Origin of the sequence: Aerococcus mictus, assembly GCF_003286595.3 — a bacterium.
Classification (GTDB): Bacteria; Bacillota; Bacilli; order Lactobacillales; family Aerococcaceae; genus Aerococcus; species Aerococcus mictus.
Genome location: NZ_CP132985.1, coordinates 1,264,933 through 1,281,608 on the forward strand (window position 1 = coordinate 1,264,933; position 16,676 = coordinate 1,281,608).

The window sequence follows — 16,676 nt, forward strand, 5'->3', positions numbered from 1 at the left end:
ATACACACATAAGAAAGGAAGAAAAAATGACCAGAGCAAATCCAGAAGAAAAGAAAGCTAAGGGGCTAGAATTTGGTTTGTACAGTTTAGGAGATAACCTTCCTAACCCCCATACTGGAAAACAACTACCTGCCTCAGAGCGGATGGAAGAAATTATTCAACTGGGAAAACTAGCCGAAGAAGCCGGCTTCGATGCTTTTCAAGTGGGGGAATCCCACCAGGACTATTTTGTCTCCCAGTCCAATTTGATCATTCTTTCAGCCCTTGCCCGGGAAACTAAGACCATTAAACTAGGCTCAGCGGTGACTCCCCTGTCTGTGTTAGATCCTGTCCGAGTCTATGAAGATGCGGTAACCATCGACCTTCTATCCCAGGGACGGATGGAAATTGTTGCCGGCCGTGCTTCCCGATTAGGAGCCTTTGAATTATTTGGCTATGACTATAAGGATTATGAAGAACTCTTCGAAGAAAAAATTGCCCTCCTAAAAGAAATCAATGACAATGAAACCGTCAACTGGCAAGGACAATTTCGCTCTGACCTAGACGGGGTCAAGGTCCAGCCCCGTAGTGAACGCTCTTCAGGTAAACTGCCCATTTGGCGGGGAATTGGTAATTCCAATGACTCTGCACGGCGGTCCGGCTTACTAGGAATGCCCATTTACCAAGCCCACCTATCGGGAGCTAATCAAACCTTTGCCCACCGCATTAAGGTCTTCCGGGAGGCTGCCCAAGAAGCTGGCTATGATCCGAATGACATTCCTGTCCAAACCGGCAGTTTCCTCTATGTCAGAGAAAATACCCAGCAAGCCTATCAAGAATTTTGGCCCTATGTGGAAGCAGGCTTTCCCTTAGTCAACGGCCAACCCTTCCCCAAACGCGCCTTCGCCCAAGGGCAAAATGTTAAATCGGCCACCATGGTCGGTGATCCCCAATTAATCATTGATAAACTGCTGATGCAGTATGAATTATTTGGTCACCAACGTTTTAATGGTGAAATTGACTTTGGCGGCCAGCCCTTTGACGAAATTCGACGGACTCTCGACCTCTTCGCAGAAAAGGTCATTCCCACAGTGAAGAAATATACCCAAGCATAATGCAAAGTATGACTTTATGAAAAAAGGAGATTATTTATGACAATTGAAAACCCACACATTATTCCCAGAATTGATACTAGTCAGGGGATTGAATTTGGCCTTTATAGTTTAGGTGACCATATGCCCAATCCCCATACCGGTGAAGAAATTTCAGCCCAAGAGCGGATCCAGCAATTTATCAAGATGGCTCAACTAGCTGAGCAAGCGGGGGTGGATATCTTCCACTTGGGGGAATCCCACCAAAAATACTTTGTATCCCAAGCCCATATGGTGATCTTATCGGCCATTGCCCAAGCCACATCAAAGATCAAAATAGGTAGTTCGGCCACCATCATCTCCACTTCTGACCCAGTCAGAGTCTATGAAAATGCTGCCACTATCGACCTAATTTCCGACGGTCGCATGGAAGTCATGGCCGGACGGGCCTCACGTTTAGGTATTTTTGAACTCTTAGGCTACGATGTGAAGGACTATGAGGCCCTCTATGAAGAAAAATTTGACCTCCTCCTGCAAATTAATGAAAATAAAGTGGTCAACTGGGAAGGAGAATTTCGCGCTCCCCTGCATGACGCTGAGGTAATTCCCCGGGCTAAAAATGGACTCCCCATTTGGCGAGCTGTCGGCGGACCACCAGACTCCGCTATCAAAGCCGCGCTTAAAGGCGTACCTATGTATATCACTACCCTAGGCGGTTCTGCAGAATACTTTAAACAATCCATTGATATCTACCGATCCATTCTTAGCGAAAAAGGCTACGATGTTGCCTCCATGCCAGTCACTACTTCGGGTTTCCTCTATGTCAATGAAGACCGGGATACCGCCTTCAAAGAATTCTATCCCCACTTAGACACAGGGATGAGGCGGGTCAATGGGACTGGCTTTAATAAGCGTCTCTTCGCCCAAGGGAAAGACTACCGTGACGCTCTGACGGTTGGCGATCCCCAATTAATCATTGATAAGATCCTTTACCAACACGAACTCTACAACAACCAACGCTACACCGCCCAGATTGACTTTGGAGGGATTCCCTTTAAGGATATTCTCCACATGATTGATATCCTCGGTGAGACCATCATTCCCGCCGTGAAAAAATATACCAAGTCAGACCAATAAGTTTTAGCAAAGTTTTACTAATTCATTGAGAAAGGAAAATGATCTTGAAAATACTCGTCTTATCCGGCTCCAATGTGGGCCATAAAACCGAAGTGGCAGCCAAAGCTATCCTGGATATCTTAGCCAAGGACCAATACAGTGACCACCAAGTGCAATTTATTAACCTCTTAGATAAGGAAATGGATTTTGCCGACGGAAGAAACTTCCTCGATTATAAGGGAGATACCTTGGAAGTCGCTCAAGCCGTCATGGAGGCAGATGTCCTCTTTATTGGAACCCCTATCTTCCAAGCCTCCATTCCAGCTTCTTTGAAAAATGTCTTTGACCTCTTGCCAGAGAAAGCCCTGGAATATAAAACCGTGGGTATCTTTGCCTCATCAGGGTCTAACCGCCACTACTTGATTCCTGAATTGCAATTAAAACCTATCCTTAACTATATGAAGGCTAATGTTACACCGCGCTATGTCTACCTAAGCGCCAGAGACTTTACCCTTAATGAAATTTCTTCCGATGATGTGCTCTTACGTTTAGAACAATTAGTCGATGAAACCCTCACCCTAGCAAAAACCTACCAAGAAATTCAACGAATCGAAGATGAGAAGTTAGGATTTTAACTATAAAAAAGGCTATGCCAGTTAGAAATATCTGAATACTTAGCACCAATTCGCTAAGGCTTTAGATACTTTACTCGGCATAGCCTTTAATTATTTATTCACTAGCCCCACCACAATTTAATCAAGGCTTGGATTCCATCATCTTCACTAAATTCATGGGCCAATTTTTGATAGAGGTTATAGGCCAGTTGGGTTCCCGGAAGTTTGAGCCTTTCTTTTTCAGCGACTTCAAGGGCAATTCTTAGGTCTTTAATAAAATGTTTAACGAAGAAGCCTGGACTATAATCATTTTTAAGAATACGGGGGCCATATTGGGACAGGGAGAAATTCGCAGCTGCTCCACTGTTCAAGGTTTGAATCACTTGGTCCAAGTTCAAATCATTATTTTTCGCATAAGCCAGTGCCTCACACATCCCGGTCATGGTGCCAGCAATCATGATTTGGTTAGCCATCTTAGCGTCTTGCCCCTTACCCGCAGGTCCAAAGTACTCTATCTGTTGGCAAAAAGTTGCTAAAACGGGTTTAATTTGAGCTAAAATTTCTTTCTCCCCGCCAACTAAAGTCGTTAAGCGTCCTTCTTGGGCACCAATGTCTCCTCCCGTTACCGGCGCATCTAAAACGCTCACGCCAAATGCTTGACCTTCTCGGTAAAGTTTAACCGCTAGACTTGGACTAGAAGTAGTCATTTCGACAAAGATTTGCCCAGGCCGGCAAGCTGAAAAGAGCCCTGCCTTTCCTAGGTAAACTTCCTCGACATCGTGGGGATAGCCTAAAATAGTGAACACTAAATCCGATTGTTCAGCGATCTGACTTGGGGAATCAAGCCATTGCGCTCCCAGCTCGATTAAGGGCTGGGCTTTTTTCTTGGTTCGGTTATAAACATTAAGATCATACCCTGCCTGGATTAAATGCCTGGCCATGGATTTTCCCATGACACCTAAGCCGATAAAACCGATTTTCATCTAACAACACCCTTTCACCTAACAATGATTTTTATTCTAATAATAGTTTACCATTGACTTGATCTTTTAGCTCTTGCCTTAGCCGATTGTATGTAATGAGCCAATTCTTTGATCTTATTGTTTATTTTTGATAAGGTTAATATATTCAAAAATAAATTGACAAAATATTTTGACAAAGGAGACGGTAGAATGAATGAAAATCAACAAGGCGTAAAATGGGGCGAACTCATTGTAGGAATTATTTTTATTATCCTTGCCATTATTAGTTTTAGAAATCCGACAGTGAGTTTAGTAAGCTTAATTTACTTTTATGCAGCCGGAGCGATTGTTTCTGGGATCGTGAACCTCTATACTCGCCATCAATTACGCCAAGTTAGTGACCAAAACTATACAGTCATGTTAATTGTGGGCATTTTGAATTTAATTATCGGGGTTATTTTATTTTTCAATGTGGAAATCGGTTTCCTAACCATTCCTTTCCTAGTAGCCATTTGGTTTATTTCTGAAGGAATCGGACTTCTAACTTCCAGCTCCCTAGTTGGTTTTGTGAGTCCCGTAGGTCGAGGCCTCTCCATTTTCCTAGGCATTGTTGGGATTATCGTTGCTATTTCGATCTTCTTTAATCCCCTATCTGCCTACTTTACAGTAGTCTTCTTGATTGGGGCTTACTTCTTATTCTCCGGTATTGCCCACATTATCCGGGCCTTATAGTATTTGATAACAAAATATGATGAGCTTAAAAGCGAACTTTACGATTTCAACCGGTAAAGTTCGCTTTTTTAATGGTCATAAAGATAACGATCGATAAAGTCAGTGAAGAGCTCCATATCCAGCTTTCCCTGCATCACTTGATTAATAAAGATAGCAAAAAGAAAGTCAACGACTTGGTCTGCTGAGTGTTTTTTAAAGGCCTGGTCGCGAATGGCCGGATCGTCTTCTAAGCACTGGAGGAAATAGCCTTTTAAATGCTTGATGTAGCGATCCATTTGGGCATTGGCTTGGCCTTTTTGTGATTGCGAAAAGACCAAGGTATGTTGGGAGAAGAAATGGGGGTACTTCTTGGCACCCGCAGCCAATAACTGATAAAGGGTCATAAAGGCTTGAGATAAGGGCCGGCTGGACCGATTGAGATGTTCAGATTGATCAGGAATTAAAATATCCCGCCAGACTGCTGCCACAGTTTGCAACAATAAGTCATTCTTATCTTCAAAGTAGTTATATAAGACCCCTAAAGATATTTGACAGCGCTTGGCTAAACGGCGCATATTGACCGCTTGAATCCCCTCTTCTTGGACCAATTGTAAGGCGACTTTTAAAATTTCTTGACTTGAACTGACTTTGCGATTAACCACAGAATGCCTCCTTCCCAAACCACTTCTCATAACTTCTTTATTTTACCATCTAAATTCACCTGACTCAAAAACAAAAATAGTGTGATAGTCACATCAAAGGACGAAGCCATTGGAGAAAACTTTCATAAGCTCAGCTTGTCTGAGCGTTAACAGTTTTTGAAATGGACGTTCGTCCTGTGGCTGGAACACGTACCAATATAATTAGAAACGTAACATACATAAAAAAAGCTGGGATTTTCTCCCAGCTAGATTCAAAACATGAAGCAAACTTAACGCATAGTAACAAATTCTTCCGCTCCAGTTGGATGGAGGGCAATGGTTTGATCGAATTGCTTCTTCGTCGCCCCCATTGAGATAGCCACTGCAAAGCCTTGTAACATTTCATCAGCACCAAAACCAATCCCATGGAGACCAATGATTTTTTCCTCATCTCCTAGGCAGACCAACTTCATATAAATACTTTCCCGGTTAGAGGTCATTCCTGAAATCATTGAGGTAAAGTTGGTGTCATAAGTGGTAATCTTTTGTCCTGCAAAGGCTTGCTTAGCCGATTCTTCGGTATAGCCCATGGTAATAATTGGTGGGTGGGCAAAAACAATGGAAGGCACCATATTATAGTCTAAATAGAAGGGATCCTGACCATTAAATAGATGATCTGATAGGGTCCGCCCTACCTTAATGGCTACAGGGGTTAATTCCACCTTACCAATCACATCACCAAAGGCATAGACCTTGTCCGCGGTCGTGTTATGGTAGTCATCGACCTTGATGTAACCCTTATCGGTTAACTCGATAGAGGTATTTTCTAGGCCAAGGTTTTCCGTGTTCGGTTGACGACCAATGGCATAAAGCACCCGGTCACTAAGGACTTCATCATCTTCTTTAAAAGTGGTTTTAAAGGCACCTTCTGCCGTTTTCTCAATCTTGGTCACGTTGTGGTTGCTGAGTACGGTAATGCCCTGTTTCTTCATATTTTCCATTAAGGATTCAGTGATTCTAGGTTCATATTGGCGGAGAGGAGCTTCATGACGAACGGCAAGCGTTACATCAACCCCAAATTCTTGTAGCATACCGGCCATTTCTACAGCAATATAACCAGCGCCCACAATTAGTAAGGAGTCTGGTAATTCCTCCCAGTTAAAGACATCGTCACTCACATCCACTAAGTCAATGCCAGGAATCCCTTCAGGTAAGGCAGGACGGCCACCGGTGAGAACACTAATATGTTCGCCGTAAAATTGTTCGCCATCCACTTCCACAATATGGTCTTCAACAAACTTGGCATAACCCTTTTTGTAGTGGGTGCCCCGACTTTCAAAGCCTTTGAAGTAAGAATTGTGTACCCGGTCAATATATTCATCCCGGTGTTTTTTCAAAGTTTGAAAATCAAAGTTCTTCAAGGGCGCATCAATGCCGTAATCAGGAGCATAGTCTCTTAGTAATTCCAGAATATGAGCCCCGTACCACATGCCTTTTTTAGGGACACAGCCTCGGTTGACACAGGTACCGCCGACTTCATCTTTTTCAATGATGAGGGTCTTAGCTCCATATTCGGCTGCCCGGTTAGCAGAAGCAATCCCAGCACTACCACCACCGATAACTATATAATCAAATCTTTCCATTCGTTAAAATCCTTTCCTAGAAAACGACGCTTCTCTTGAGCTTCTTTAACGGCTTCATGGGCTTGATAGGACCGACTTGGAATAAAGTCAATGCCTTGTTTTCTTTGCAGCTGATTTATTTTTTCTGCATCACTAATATAGACATCAGCCGGCACTTCCTCCTTAGCTGTTAAATAACAGTAGGTCAAGCTTTGACTCGCAGGCACTTCAACCTGACTACGCCCTTGGTTATCATAGGCTAGGTAGATGAGTTGGCCAGCTGGGTTATATTTGTAGGCATATACCACAATCCAATGGTTGCCATAGCTACTTTTTAGCGGTTTTTGAAGACCCACAATAAATGGCCCATAACCCTGGTCGATCAAATCTGGCAAATTAATCTCAGTCAGTAAGCCCGCCTTGACTTGATAAGGCATATTTTCACAGAACATGGATAAAGCTAAGGCGATATCCCAAATAAAACTTCCGCGATAAGGTCGCTTATCATCAACAATTTCTTTAAAACCTGCTACTAAAGTGTCCTTATCTAAGTCGACCCCGGTGTCTTTGAGCGTATGATAATGTACCAAGACACTACAGCAGTAGGATCCACAAATTCCTGGATTGCTAGAGTTCTTCCAGGAGCGATAGCGGTTAAACGCCTTGGGATCCAAGCCTTTCCAATCTGTCATTCTACTCGCCTCTTTCTATATAAGTTTATTCTAGCATGTTTATTGTCGATCTAAAACGAAAGCGCTCAATCACTTATAAATAATTTTAAAAAAATTAGCTAAAGATGCTTAAAATGATTGTAATTTAAGCTGATTTAGGCTAAAGTTTAAAGGATTGATACTCTTTCTGAAAGTAGGTGACTTACTTGCTAGAAGATGGCAAAGCCTTCTTACCAGGAGCAATTCAATCCATACTGATGACCATCTTATTGGTTAGCCTGTTCTTTCCATTTTATATAACCATTGTTGTTTTTGGGGTCGTTTTTACCTTGTTGTTGGCCACCGGAATGCTCTCGGCCAAACACTGGCCAGATGACCCTTTAATCACAAGTTTATTTTCCTTCCCTTTTTATGCCTTTTTAATCTCTATTGTGCATGAAAATTGGGTGGGTGGACTGATCTCAGTTGGTTTATTAATTGCCCTTATTTATTCGATTTACTATACGAAACAGGTTCGACCAGACTATCTAACCGAAATCGTAAACATTACTTTAATTGCAAGTATTATCATTTTTATTTTTACCCTCTTAGAGCACTTTGATATCATCTCAGAATGGGATTATACCTTTATCTCTCCTGCCATGAATAAGGTGCACCCTGACCGAGTAGAGGCCACATTTTTTAACCCGAATTATTTCGCTATGATGCTAGAATTCTTTATCGTTATCGCCATGTATCGGATGAAGACTACTAAGCATTTAGCTAAAAAATTAACCTGTCTCTTTTTAATTGCTTGTAATTTACTAGCCATTGTCTATACCGGCTGCCGAACCAGTGCCATCGTGATTATAGGCGCCTCTTATGTTTTCTTTTATGTGATCGGCTATAAGAAAACCGCCATCTACTCCCTACTAGGTCTCAGTATCTTAGGACTGATCGCTTGGGGGATGGGTCTTATGCCACGCTTTGACGACTTAGCTTATGCCTTTTCCGACCGCTTTGACATCTGGCAAACCGGCTGGCAGGCCTTTAAGGATAATGTTTGGTTTGGCCAAGGTCCCTTGACCTATATGCATGTTTATAGTGAATACACTACTAAGTATACCCAGCATGCCCATAATATTTTCCTAGATACGCTCTTATCCTATGGTATCATCGGGTCGAGCCTCCTGGTTTATCCCCTTTACCGTCTAGGAAGGATGCTCAATGAGATGCGACGATATGCAAGTATCCGTCCCGAACTCGCCTTAATCTGTAGTTTGCTCAGTGTGGTATTAATCCACGGCCTAACCGATGTGACGATCTTTTGGATCCAAACCGCTGGCTTACTGATGGCCATTGTATTAGTCGGTCCTAACCTCCTCAAAACCGCCAAGGAAAAAGCAAATCACTTAGAAGAATAGAAAATCACTTCGATAATAAAAGTAGCTCACTCTACATTCTGTAGAATGAGCTATTTTTTATTGGCTTAAAAAAAGCACCCCGCTAAGCGAGGTGCTGGAAGAGAAGCTAATCAGTGGAGATTAGTCTTCTTTTTTCTTTTTACCTAAAGCAAGGATGGAACCAGCTCCGATCAGAGCTAGAGCTAATGAGCTTGCTAACCCTGCAACTGCGCCGGTTTGAGGCAGTTGGGTATGCACTTGGGCAGGCGCTGCTTGAGTCTTGCTCTTATCTTCCTTTGCAGGAGTTTGAGTCTTAACTGAAACAGTCTTATCGTCTGCTTTAACAGGGTCGTCATTGGATTCTGCCTCTGGATCAGGTTTTACTTCATCTTCAACTTCAGGCTGTTCTTCTGGTTGTGGTTCAGGTTGAGGCTTAGGTGTTGGAACTGGTGTCACACCACTGCCCTCGTTTTCCTCTACCGTAACCGTAACAATTACCGTTTCACTTGAACCATCAGGATAGGTGACGGTGACAGATTTTTCAATCTTATCGCCTGGTTTGGCGTCAGCTGGAACGTCGATAACGACCGCGCCAGTTTCAGGATCAACGCTGATGCCGGTTTCGCCAGCGCCGGGTTGGAAGCTGGTGCCAGCTGGTGGGTTGACCACTTTGCCGTCTTCGTCTCTAAAGATAGGTTCACCGATTTCAACCTTGTCGCCTGGTTGACCGGAACCTGGTTTATATTCAGGCTCGTAGATATCCTTGTCTTGTTTGACACTTGGACGGCCGGTCGTCGTCACAGTGGTCTTCACAGGGTCGCCGGTCCGAGTTTCGACAGTACCATCTGAATTGGTATAGTCCTTAGATGGGATGATTATGAGCGTATCACCACTTCCTTGACGAGGAACTTCGATGGTGAAGTCACCATTATCGTCAGAAGTGCCGGTGCCGATGGTCTTGCCATCCTTATCCTTCACTTCAACGGTTGAATTTGGAACGGTGGTCTTACCGGTAACAGTGGTTTTATCTGAACCGGGTTCGTTCTTAGCCCCTGGGTTGGTAATTTGTGGGGTTTCCTTAACGACCGTTTCAGCGCCACCTTGAGGATTGCCATTGTCGCCTGTGACAGGCTTGAAGTTGCCTTGGTCATCCTTCTTACCAGGAACAATACTAATCTTGTCACCAGGATTTTGTTTTGGTACATCGATCTTAATATTACCTTGGTCGTCAGAAGTACCGGTGCCGATGGTGTTACCATCCTTGTCCTTGACTTCTACATCAGTGTTTGGCGTAGTTTTACCAGTCACTGTAGTGGTGTCTTGACCAGGTTGGTTCTCAGCGCCGGGTTCGGTGACACGTGGGAAGCTGTCTTCATTTTTCGGATCGGTACCGCGGTCTTTTTCCTCTTGGTCAGTCCAGCCATCGTTGTCGTCATCCTTGTCGCCTTGGTCGATGCCTGGAACATTTGGATTGTTTGGATCCTCTGGCATGCCCGTATCCTTGTCAGGTTGGCCATCCTTATCGGTGTCGCGGTAAACAGTGATGGTCGATTCAGCGGTCACTGGGTTACCGTCTGCATCAGTGACAGGCTTGCCGTCCTTATCTAAGACAGAAACTTCAACCGTAATGGTCCGAGTTTCTTCTTCAGGCGCCCAGTCAGTAATTTGTGGTTGGCCGGTCACTTGACCAGTTTCTGGGTCCACGGTTAGACCTGGATAAGTGTCTTGTCCATCGATGGTCACTTTAACGCTTCCGCCTTCTGGAACATTGTCCGCTTGCGGCGTCACTGGGGTAATGTCCTTACCTTCCAGAGCGTTTTGTGATTTAGGCGTCACTTCCACGCTGGATTCCGCTGGCCTTTCAGCAGGATTTGGATTGGTTACGGTCACTTTGACAGTCCGTTGGATAGCCTCATCAGTTGGTTTCCCTTGATCATCTTTTTGTCCAGTGCCAGTTGAGGTAATTTCAACAGGAATTTCAACGACTTTTTCGGTTTCACCTGGTTGGAAGTCCACGTTTGGTGTACCTACTAAATTACCGTTCTCGTCAACTGACAGGCCATCAACTGGAGCTGGAGTAGTCACCTTAGCGCCTGGTTTGTTAGGTGTTACCACCTTAGTATTGGCAGGCACTTCTTGGCCGTTGGTTACGATAGTGTCAGTGGTTTTAGCATCGAGGCCGTCCCATACTTTCGATGCATCATCGTCTTTATCTGGAATGCCATCGTTGTCGTCGTCTTCATCGTTTTGGTCCGCTTGACCGTCACCGTCTGTGTCGCGAAGCACGGTTACATTGATTGGCTCAGTCGCTTCATTGCCGGCTGGGTCCACGGCCTTAACGGTTGCTGGGAAGTCGCGGGACTCATCTTGGTCATCCGTCCATTGCACCGTACCCGCTGGAACCGTTCCTTCGATTTGTTTGGTCTCAGGATTGTAAGTTAAACCCTCAGGTAAGCCGTCAACCGTCACGGTCGCTTCCAGATCATCGGTCGTTACAGAAACAGGGTCGATTGGCTGCCCTTCCGTTGCTTGGATATCCTTAGCGGAAACGGTGATAGTTGGAGCGGTAGTGTCGGCTTCAGGAGCTGGACTTGCGCTCGCAGTGAAACGTGATGGGCTATCAGCTGTTACCGTTTGAGCAGGATCATTATCCCAGACAGGATTTTCATAACCTGCTGCAGCGGTAGGTGTTGGGATCTTATCAGCTGGAATCTTGGTGCCTTCCTTAACGTGATAAGTCTTGTCGCCACCTTCAAAAGGTGTCACGCCTTGACCTGCAACAAGTTCAACCTTCTTGTAACCTGCAGGAACAGGGGCATCTGGATCATTGGTTCGATCGATAAATTCTGGATCAGTCACATTGATGGTTGCATTGGCTTGGTCGGTTGATCCGTCTTGGTATTTCACCGTAACAGGAACCGTAATGGCCTTGCCAGGAACCTTGGCTGTTTCAGCTGGATCAACAGTTACTACACCCGTTTGTGGGTCCACATGAACCGCTACGCTTGTGCCATCAACATCAACAGTTTCTGGTGCGGTGTAAGCAGCTTCTGAGTCTAAGGCTGGTTGAGCAGGCTCATTCTTAGAATCGGTAAAGCTTGGGCGAGCTGTTTCCGCCTTGTCGCCTGGGATCACATCAACTGCTTCATAGGCTGGCGTATATTCAGAGGCTTGGCTATAAACGGTTACCGTAAAGGTCCGGTTTGTGGCATACCCTGACTTCGCGTTCTTGGCATCAACCACAATGGTGTAGGTATGTTCTTCTTCACCTTCAGGCAAGATTGGGCTACCCGTTACTTGGCCAGTGGCAGGATCATAAGTTAAGCCTGCGCTCGCAAGGTCTTGGTAGGTTACATTGCCTTGGTCATCCGTTGTTGCAATCCGAACACTCAATTCATTAGCGAGTGGTTCAGTTTCTGTTTGACCATCTGTATCGACAGTCGCGAAGTGAACTTGGCCATTCTCAACGCTAGCTGGGTTAGTTTGACCAGCAGCATCGACAAATTGATCAACCTTAACCCCAGTCATTTCTTGACCCTTGGCTACTCTTTGGTCGCTGTTGATGTCTTTGAGGTCAAGCACATCCACCTTAGCGGTAACTTCAGGGTTGCCTTCACCGACTGTGGTGTAGTTAGCTGAGTGGGTCTTGCCCCCTGTAGTTAAAGTAATCAAGATGTCTTGACCTTGAGTCAATCTTTGACCTTCAGGCAGTGCGATCTTGTATTCACCGCTTTGTGTGTCAACAGCTGAGCTTCCAAGTTCCGTCACGCTGCCATCTGGGTTAACCAGTGCCGCTTGAACACTTGGTGCATCTTCTTGGCTAAAGCCTGTGTTAACCACACCATGGATGCTAGTGTCCTTGTCACGGGCAGATTGAACCAGGATATTGGCGTTAGTCCCTGTGAGCCCTTCATTGACGATCGCTTTCTCAACTGGAGAAAGAACTTGTTTTTCTTCTTCGGTTAAATTAGCCAAACGATCATTTTGGAATTCATCAGGACGACCATCGCCATCGATATCTGAAATCCGATAGCCTACATTGGCATTGGAGTTTCGCACAACAGGACCTGAATCAAGGGTCAGATAACCTGTAAAGGCAAAGCTAGCATCTGGATATGCCTTCAAGATATCTTCTGTCGTTACGCCATCACGAAGTTTATAAACAATCCGAGCCGCTGCTGGATCCAAGTGAGAGTTATTAAAGTTGAAGATCCGGCTGACGGTATCGTTTTGTGGATCGAGCTTGAAGATACCTTCGCCCGTTTCACGGTTAAATTCGCTTTGGAAGTCATCATTACGTGAATCTAAACCATTGAAGAAGACTTTAGCTTGAGGGATATAGTTTTTGTCCAAGCCTACTGCTGAGTTGTTATAGAAGTCTTTTCCATTTGGTACATAGTAGAGTTCAGCAGACTCAATATATGGCAGGAGACGTTGGTCTACCGTGTAGTGGTAGTGGATTGGGTTAGTCGTCGCACCAGCTGTGTTCAGTGATGACCCACCTTGCTTAGCGAAGATTTGGTCAAAGACAAAACCGCGCATCTTGTCTCCGGTCAGACCTGTGTATGGGCTCACTTCGTCGCCTTCCTTGTAGCTGACTTCCCCACCGGATAGGCGGAACCAGTTATTGAAGGTTGGGTTCTTAGCAACATTATCGTTAGCTACTTTTTCATCATATTGGGTTGGGTTTACCTTCATGAAGGTTGAAGAATAAGAGCCTTCGATCATGGCCTTGTTGGCATTGTTGTAGATGAAGGAAGTTGAACCGAAGTCCCCGTTAGTGACAGGACGTCCCAATTCTTCTTCAGCCTCATCAATAATGGACTTGATCGAAGTATCTAAGGTCACCTTAGCGGGGTAGTTGTATTGGGCACCAATCGCTGTGTTGGTCATCAGGGCTTCTTTATCAGCTGCCCCACCCCAAGCGCGCATTCTCCAAGAATTGGTCTTGTCGCCATTACGGTTAACGATCCGTTCGAATTCGCCACCAGCACCATTCTCAACCTTGGTAATGTGTTTAGCCAAGTTATCTGAGAATTCAATAACATAGTCCCACTTCTTCAAGGTTTCTAAGCTTGAACTTGGAATACCATGAAGCAAGCTAGAAATCGTCACGTCAATTTCATTTTTGGCTTGAGCTTCTGGCGTGATCGCATCTGCTAATTGGTGAACTTGGTTGTTGAAGAAGCCTTCTGAATTCTCGTTACGAGAATCTTCATTGCTTTGTGGAATGAAGCGTTCTTCAGAAACTTTTTGACCGGATTCACCTGGGCGCTTGTTGACATCAACTAAACCAGAAATCAAGTTAGAAGTCGATGAACGTGGTAATTCCACAACCACTTTAACTTCTCTTTGGCCGACTTTAGAGGTATCCACAAAGAATCCGCGTGAAATCTTATTGCCTTCAGCGTCTAACTTATCATTGCCGTCTGCATCCTTCTCGAACAATTCCACTAAGGCAGCTTGAGTTGCTTCATCGTCAGCGAAGCTAAACTTGGTGCCTTCTGGAAGGTCTACAGCTTGGCCATCTGCTGTCTTGGTCAAGTTTTGGGCTAAATCTTTAGCTGTTACTTCTGTATTGAGCAGAACGGTCCGGTTTTGGCCCGCTAATTCATAGTTAATTTCAGGTTTAGCTGGTTTTGGCAATTCATCCTCTTTTGGATTAGTCCGTGAGGTATCATCCACACCAGGGTTACCTTCATTAGTGATTGTGCTTGGGTCGCCAGAGAAGTCACCGAAGTTGTAAGAAATATTCGCTTCGGTATTAGCGACATAATTTCCCTTCTCATCTAAGAAGAAACCATTGAAGACATAGCGTTGGTCCAGATTATTTGGTGCTAGATCTTTAATGTTCACATCATCTTTGAGGTAATAAACCACGCGAACAGATGAAGGATTAGCGCCAATCCCTTCATTGAATTGGTCCTTATCGTTAGGATCTAAGCGGAAACGTCCGGCACCAGTTCTTGGATTGTAATCCATGAAGTATTGGTCAAATTTACCAGTTAGTCCTCCACCATTGGCGATTGGTAGAGTCTTGTCGATACCGGTCTTTCCATGTAAGATCAAGCCATTGTAGAAGACTTGTGATTTCGGATCAAATTCTCTTGAGCCATCAGATAGTTTGTAAATCCCTACGCCTTTAATGTATGGGAGTAAACGTTCATCCGCTTGGAAGTGGAAGCTTGCTGGAGAATTTGGACTACTGTCTGAGGATTTCTTGGTAAAGTATTGGTCAACCGCAATCCCCCGTACCTTAGCATTCTCATCGTATTGGCCGGTGTGCGGGTTGTAAGTGCCACCTTCCACATACTGAGCCAAGCCATTAGAATTAGAATACTCACCTTGGACTTCTTGGGCATGGCCAGCTGCTTGCAACTTATCCAAATTCGTATCTTCAGTCTTAACGAGTGCTGTATCTACAGTGCCTTCAACAATTTTCTTCTCTACAGGATCGTAGATATAGGCATTGAAGAATAATTCATTACGGCGACGTGCGTTGGGATAGGCACCAAGAATGTCTGCAATTGACTTGTTGAATTTAATTTGAACTGTCGCTAATCTTGAAAAACCAATTTGTGAAGACCCGAAAATCGAATCATAGTTATTCCAAGCGTTAGGATTGCTTGAAGTTGAAACAATATTCACATCAAAGGCATTAGCCCGCCAGGTATTGGATAACTTACTTGGATCTTCAGCATCTTGCATCCGGGTGAAAGAGAAATCACGGTCGGATGTCTTATCACTCTCATCAGCGATGTAACGAATATCGCTAATATGTTTAGCTAAGCGCTCATCAATTTCGTAACGGACTTCATAACGATCTGTTGGTGGCACTGTTTCTAGGTAGACACGGTTTTCGATTTTGAGGGTATCTTTAGCTAAATTTTCTTCTTCAGTTAAGTCCTCAATATCAATACCATAGTCGCGAATATTATTTTGTTTTAAGGTACCGTCAGGATTATTTTGATCGAGAGCCGCATTCAAATCATTAGTGTTCAAAGGTTGCCCTGTGCGCTCAGTTCCATCTTCATCTGTTGTGGGCGCATTAGCAACTTCTGTCTGTTCTTCTAATGCAGGTGCTTTAGGTGCTGGCTTCGTTGAAACTGCACCGTCAGAAGCCCCGTTATCCGATTGGCTTTCGATTTTTTCAGCTAGTTTAGGGTCTTGAACTTTCAAGTCCTTTTCCGTTTCGATGGTTTCAGCCACACCACCATCTGCAGGAATCACTTGCTTGGTGACTGGGTCACTGGTCGTTTTTTGGGTATTTGGCTGATTTTCATTCTCTTTGGCTGTTTCATCAACCTTACCTTGTTCTTCAACAGTTAAGTTCAAGTCACCATTCACAGCGTCATTGGTCCCAGCAGCCCGAGCCACTTGGACATCCCCCGCAAAGAGGAGCCCCGCAGCCACAGCTACAGAAGCCACGCCGACACTTAGGCGCTTGATGGAGTAGCGATAGAACTTATTGCCCTGCTTCTCCTTTTTCACTTGGTAGTTATTTTTTCCAACCATATGTGTCCTCCTTATACTCGTACATATTTGTTTTTTATAAATAAGAACTTTGTAAAGATATAGTACCTAAAAAAAAAAAAATACAATGTATATAAATTTTTAAAAGAGATAATTTATTATTTTATCTATTTATATATCCATAACCTCCCTTTATAGATGTCTATAAATAGGCCTTATTTATATATAAAATACATATTTGTTTTTAAATTATATTTAAAATATCATTTGAGTTATCCCCTTTAATTTACAGTATAATAATTAACTTTAAAAAAACAAATCTTACTTTGTCTTTTATTTGGGAATATAATCTATAATTTAGCTTCTAAGCCCTGTCACGAAAGCCTTCCTGTCCATTTAAATTTATAAAAGTTT

10 protein-coding genes are annotated in these 16,676 nt (G+C 44.1%); 5 read left to right on the plus strand and 5 right to left on the minus strand.

Going from position 1 to position 16,676, the window contains the following annotated elements:
* Positions 1-26 precede the first annotated feature (26 nt).
* From DBT49_RS05870 to DBT49_RS05880, 3 genes are read left to right on the plus strand one after another with little or no spacing between them, the layout of a single operon-like run.
* The gene (locus DBT49_RS05870; protein WP_101560446.1) at positions 27-1,094 is read left to right on the plus strand and encodes an LLM class flavin-dependent oxidoreductase; all 1,068 of its coding nucleotides are present in this window, start codon (positions 27-29) and stop codon (positions 1,092-1,094) included.
* A gap of 36 nt (positions 1,095-1,130) precedes the next feature.
* Entirely contained in the window at positions 1,131-2,207 is a 1,077-nt protein-coding gene (locus tag DBT49_RS05875) for an LLM class flavin-dependent oxidoreductase (protein ID WP_070559977.1), read from the plus strand.
* A gap of 38 nt (positions 2,208-2,245) precedes the next feature.
* Positions 2,246-2,821 carry an NADPH-dependent FMN reductase gene (locus DBT49_RS05880; protein WP_224783871.1) on the plus strand — a complete coding sequence of 192 codons (576 nt, stop codon included), beginning with the start codon at positions 2,246-2,248 and terminating at the stop codon, positions 2,819-2,821.
* A gap of 101 nt (positions 2,822-2,922) precedes the next feature.
* On the opposite strand, the gene DBT49_RS05885 is transcribed toward DBT49_RS05880, so the two are convergent.
* A complete protein-coding gene (locus DBT49_RS05885; protein ID WP_070559975.1) occupies positions 2,923-3,783 on the minus strand; it encodes an NAD(P)-dependent oxidoreductase in 861 nt (286 codons plus the stop codon).
* Positions 3,784-3,972: 189 nt separating this feature from the next.
* Between DBT49_RS05885 and DBT49_RS05890 the strand changes: the two genes are divergently transcribed.
* A complete protein-coding gene (locus tag DBT49_RS05890) occupies positions 3,973-4,494 on the plus strand; it encodes an HdeD family acid-resistance protein (RefSeq protein WP_064292792.1) in 522 nt (173 codons plus the stop codon).
* A gap of 68 nt (positions 4,495-4,562) precedes the next feature.
* Here DBT49_RS05890 and DBT49_RS05895 read toward each other — a convergent pair whose 3' ends face one another.
* The 3 genes from DBT49_RS05895 to DBT49_RS05905 form a co-directional block, all read right to left on the minus strand.
* On the minus strand, positions 4,563-5,135 hold the full coding sequence (locus DBT49_RS05895; RefSeq protein WP_070559973.1) for a TetR/AcrR family transcriptional regulator: 573 nt from the start codon (positions 5,133-5,135) through the stop codon (positions 4,563-4,565).
* Positions 5,136-5,404: 269 nt separating this feature from the next.
* A complete protein-coding gene (gene gorA, locus DBT49_RS05900; RefSeq protein ID WP_070559971.1) occupies positions 5,405-6,757 on the minus strand; it encodes a glutathione-disulfide reductase in 1,353 nt (450 codons plus the stop codon).
* Positions 6,736-7,428: a hypothetical protein gene (locus DBT49_RS05905; protein ID WP_070559970.1), complete on the minus strand. Its 693-nt coding sequence runs from the start codon at positions 7,426-7,428 to the stop codon at positions 6,736-6,738. The genes gorA and DBT49_RS05905 overlap by 22 nt, the downstream gene beginning before the upstream one ends.
* A gap of 176 nt (positions 7,429-7,604) precedes the next feature.
* Here DBT49_RS05905 and DBT49_RS05910 point away from each other — a divergent pair, with 176 nt between their 5' ends.
* A complete protein-coding gene (locus DBT49_RS05910; RefSeq protein ID WP_224783872.1) occupies positions 7,605-8,810 on the plus strand; it encodes an O-antigen ligase family protein in 1,206 nt (401 codons plus the stop codon).
* A 120-nt stretch (positions 8,811-8,930) separates the two neighbouring features.
* On the opposite strand, the gene DBT49_RS05915 is transcribed toward DBT49_RS05910, so the two are convergent.
* On the minus strand, positions 8,931-16,304 hold the full coding sequence (locus tag DBT49_RS05915) for a YPDG domain-containing protein (RefSeq protein ID WP_111872360.1): 7,374 nt from the start codon (positions 16,302-16,304) through the stop codon (positions 8,931-8,933).
* Positions 16,305-16,676 lie beyond the last annotated feature (372 nt).

Excerpts from the sequence above, each read along its gene's own strand:
- DBT49_RS05880 (WP_224783871.1), top strand. The coding sequence starts at position 2,246 with ATGATCTTGAAAATACTCGTCTTATCCGGCTCCAATGTGGGCCATAAA.
- gorA (WP_070559971.1), bottom strand. The coding sequence starts at position 6,757 with ATGGAAAGATTTGATTATATAGTTATCGGTGGTGGTAGTGCTGGGATT.
- DBT49_RS05885 (WP_070559975.1), bottom strand. The coding sequence starts at position 3,783 with ATGAAAATCGGTTTTATCGGCTTAGGTGTCATGGGAAAATCCATGGCC.
- DBT49_RS05915 (WP_111872360.1), bottom strand. The coding sequence starts at position 16,304 with ATGGTTGGAAAAAATAACTACCAAGTGAAAAAGGAGAAGCAGGGCAAT.
- DBT49_RS05875 (WP_070559977.1), top strand. The coding sequence starts at position 1,131 with ATGACAATTGAAAACCCACACATTATTCCCAGAATTGATACTAGTCAG.
- DBT49_RS05905 (WP_070559970.1), bottom strand. The coding sequence starts at position 7,428 with ATGACAGATTGGAAAGGCTTGGATCCCAAGGCGTTTAACCGCTATCGC.
- DBT49_RS05870 (WP_101560446.1), top strand. The coding sequence starts at position 27 with ATGACCAGAGCAAATCCAGAAGAAAAGAAAGCTAAGGGGCTAGAATTT.
- DBT49_RS05890 (WP_064292792.1), top strand. The coding sequence starts at position 3,973 with ATGAATGAAAATCAACAAGGCGTAAAATGGGGCGAACTCATTGTAGGA.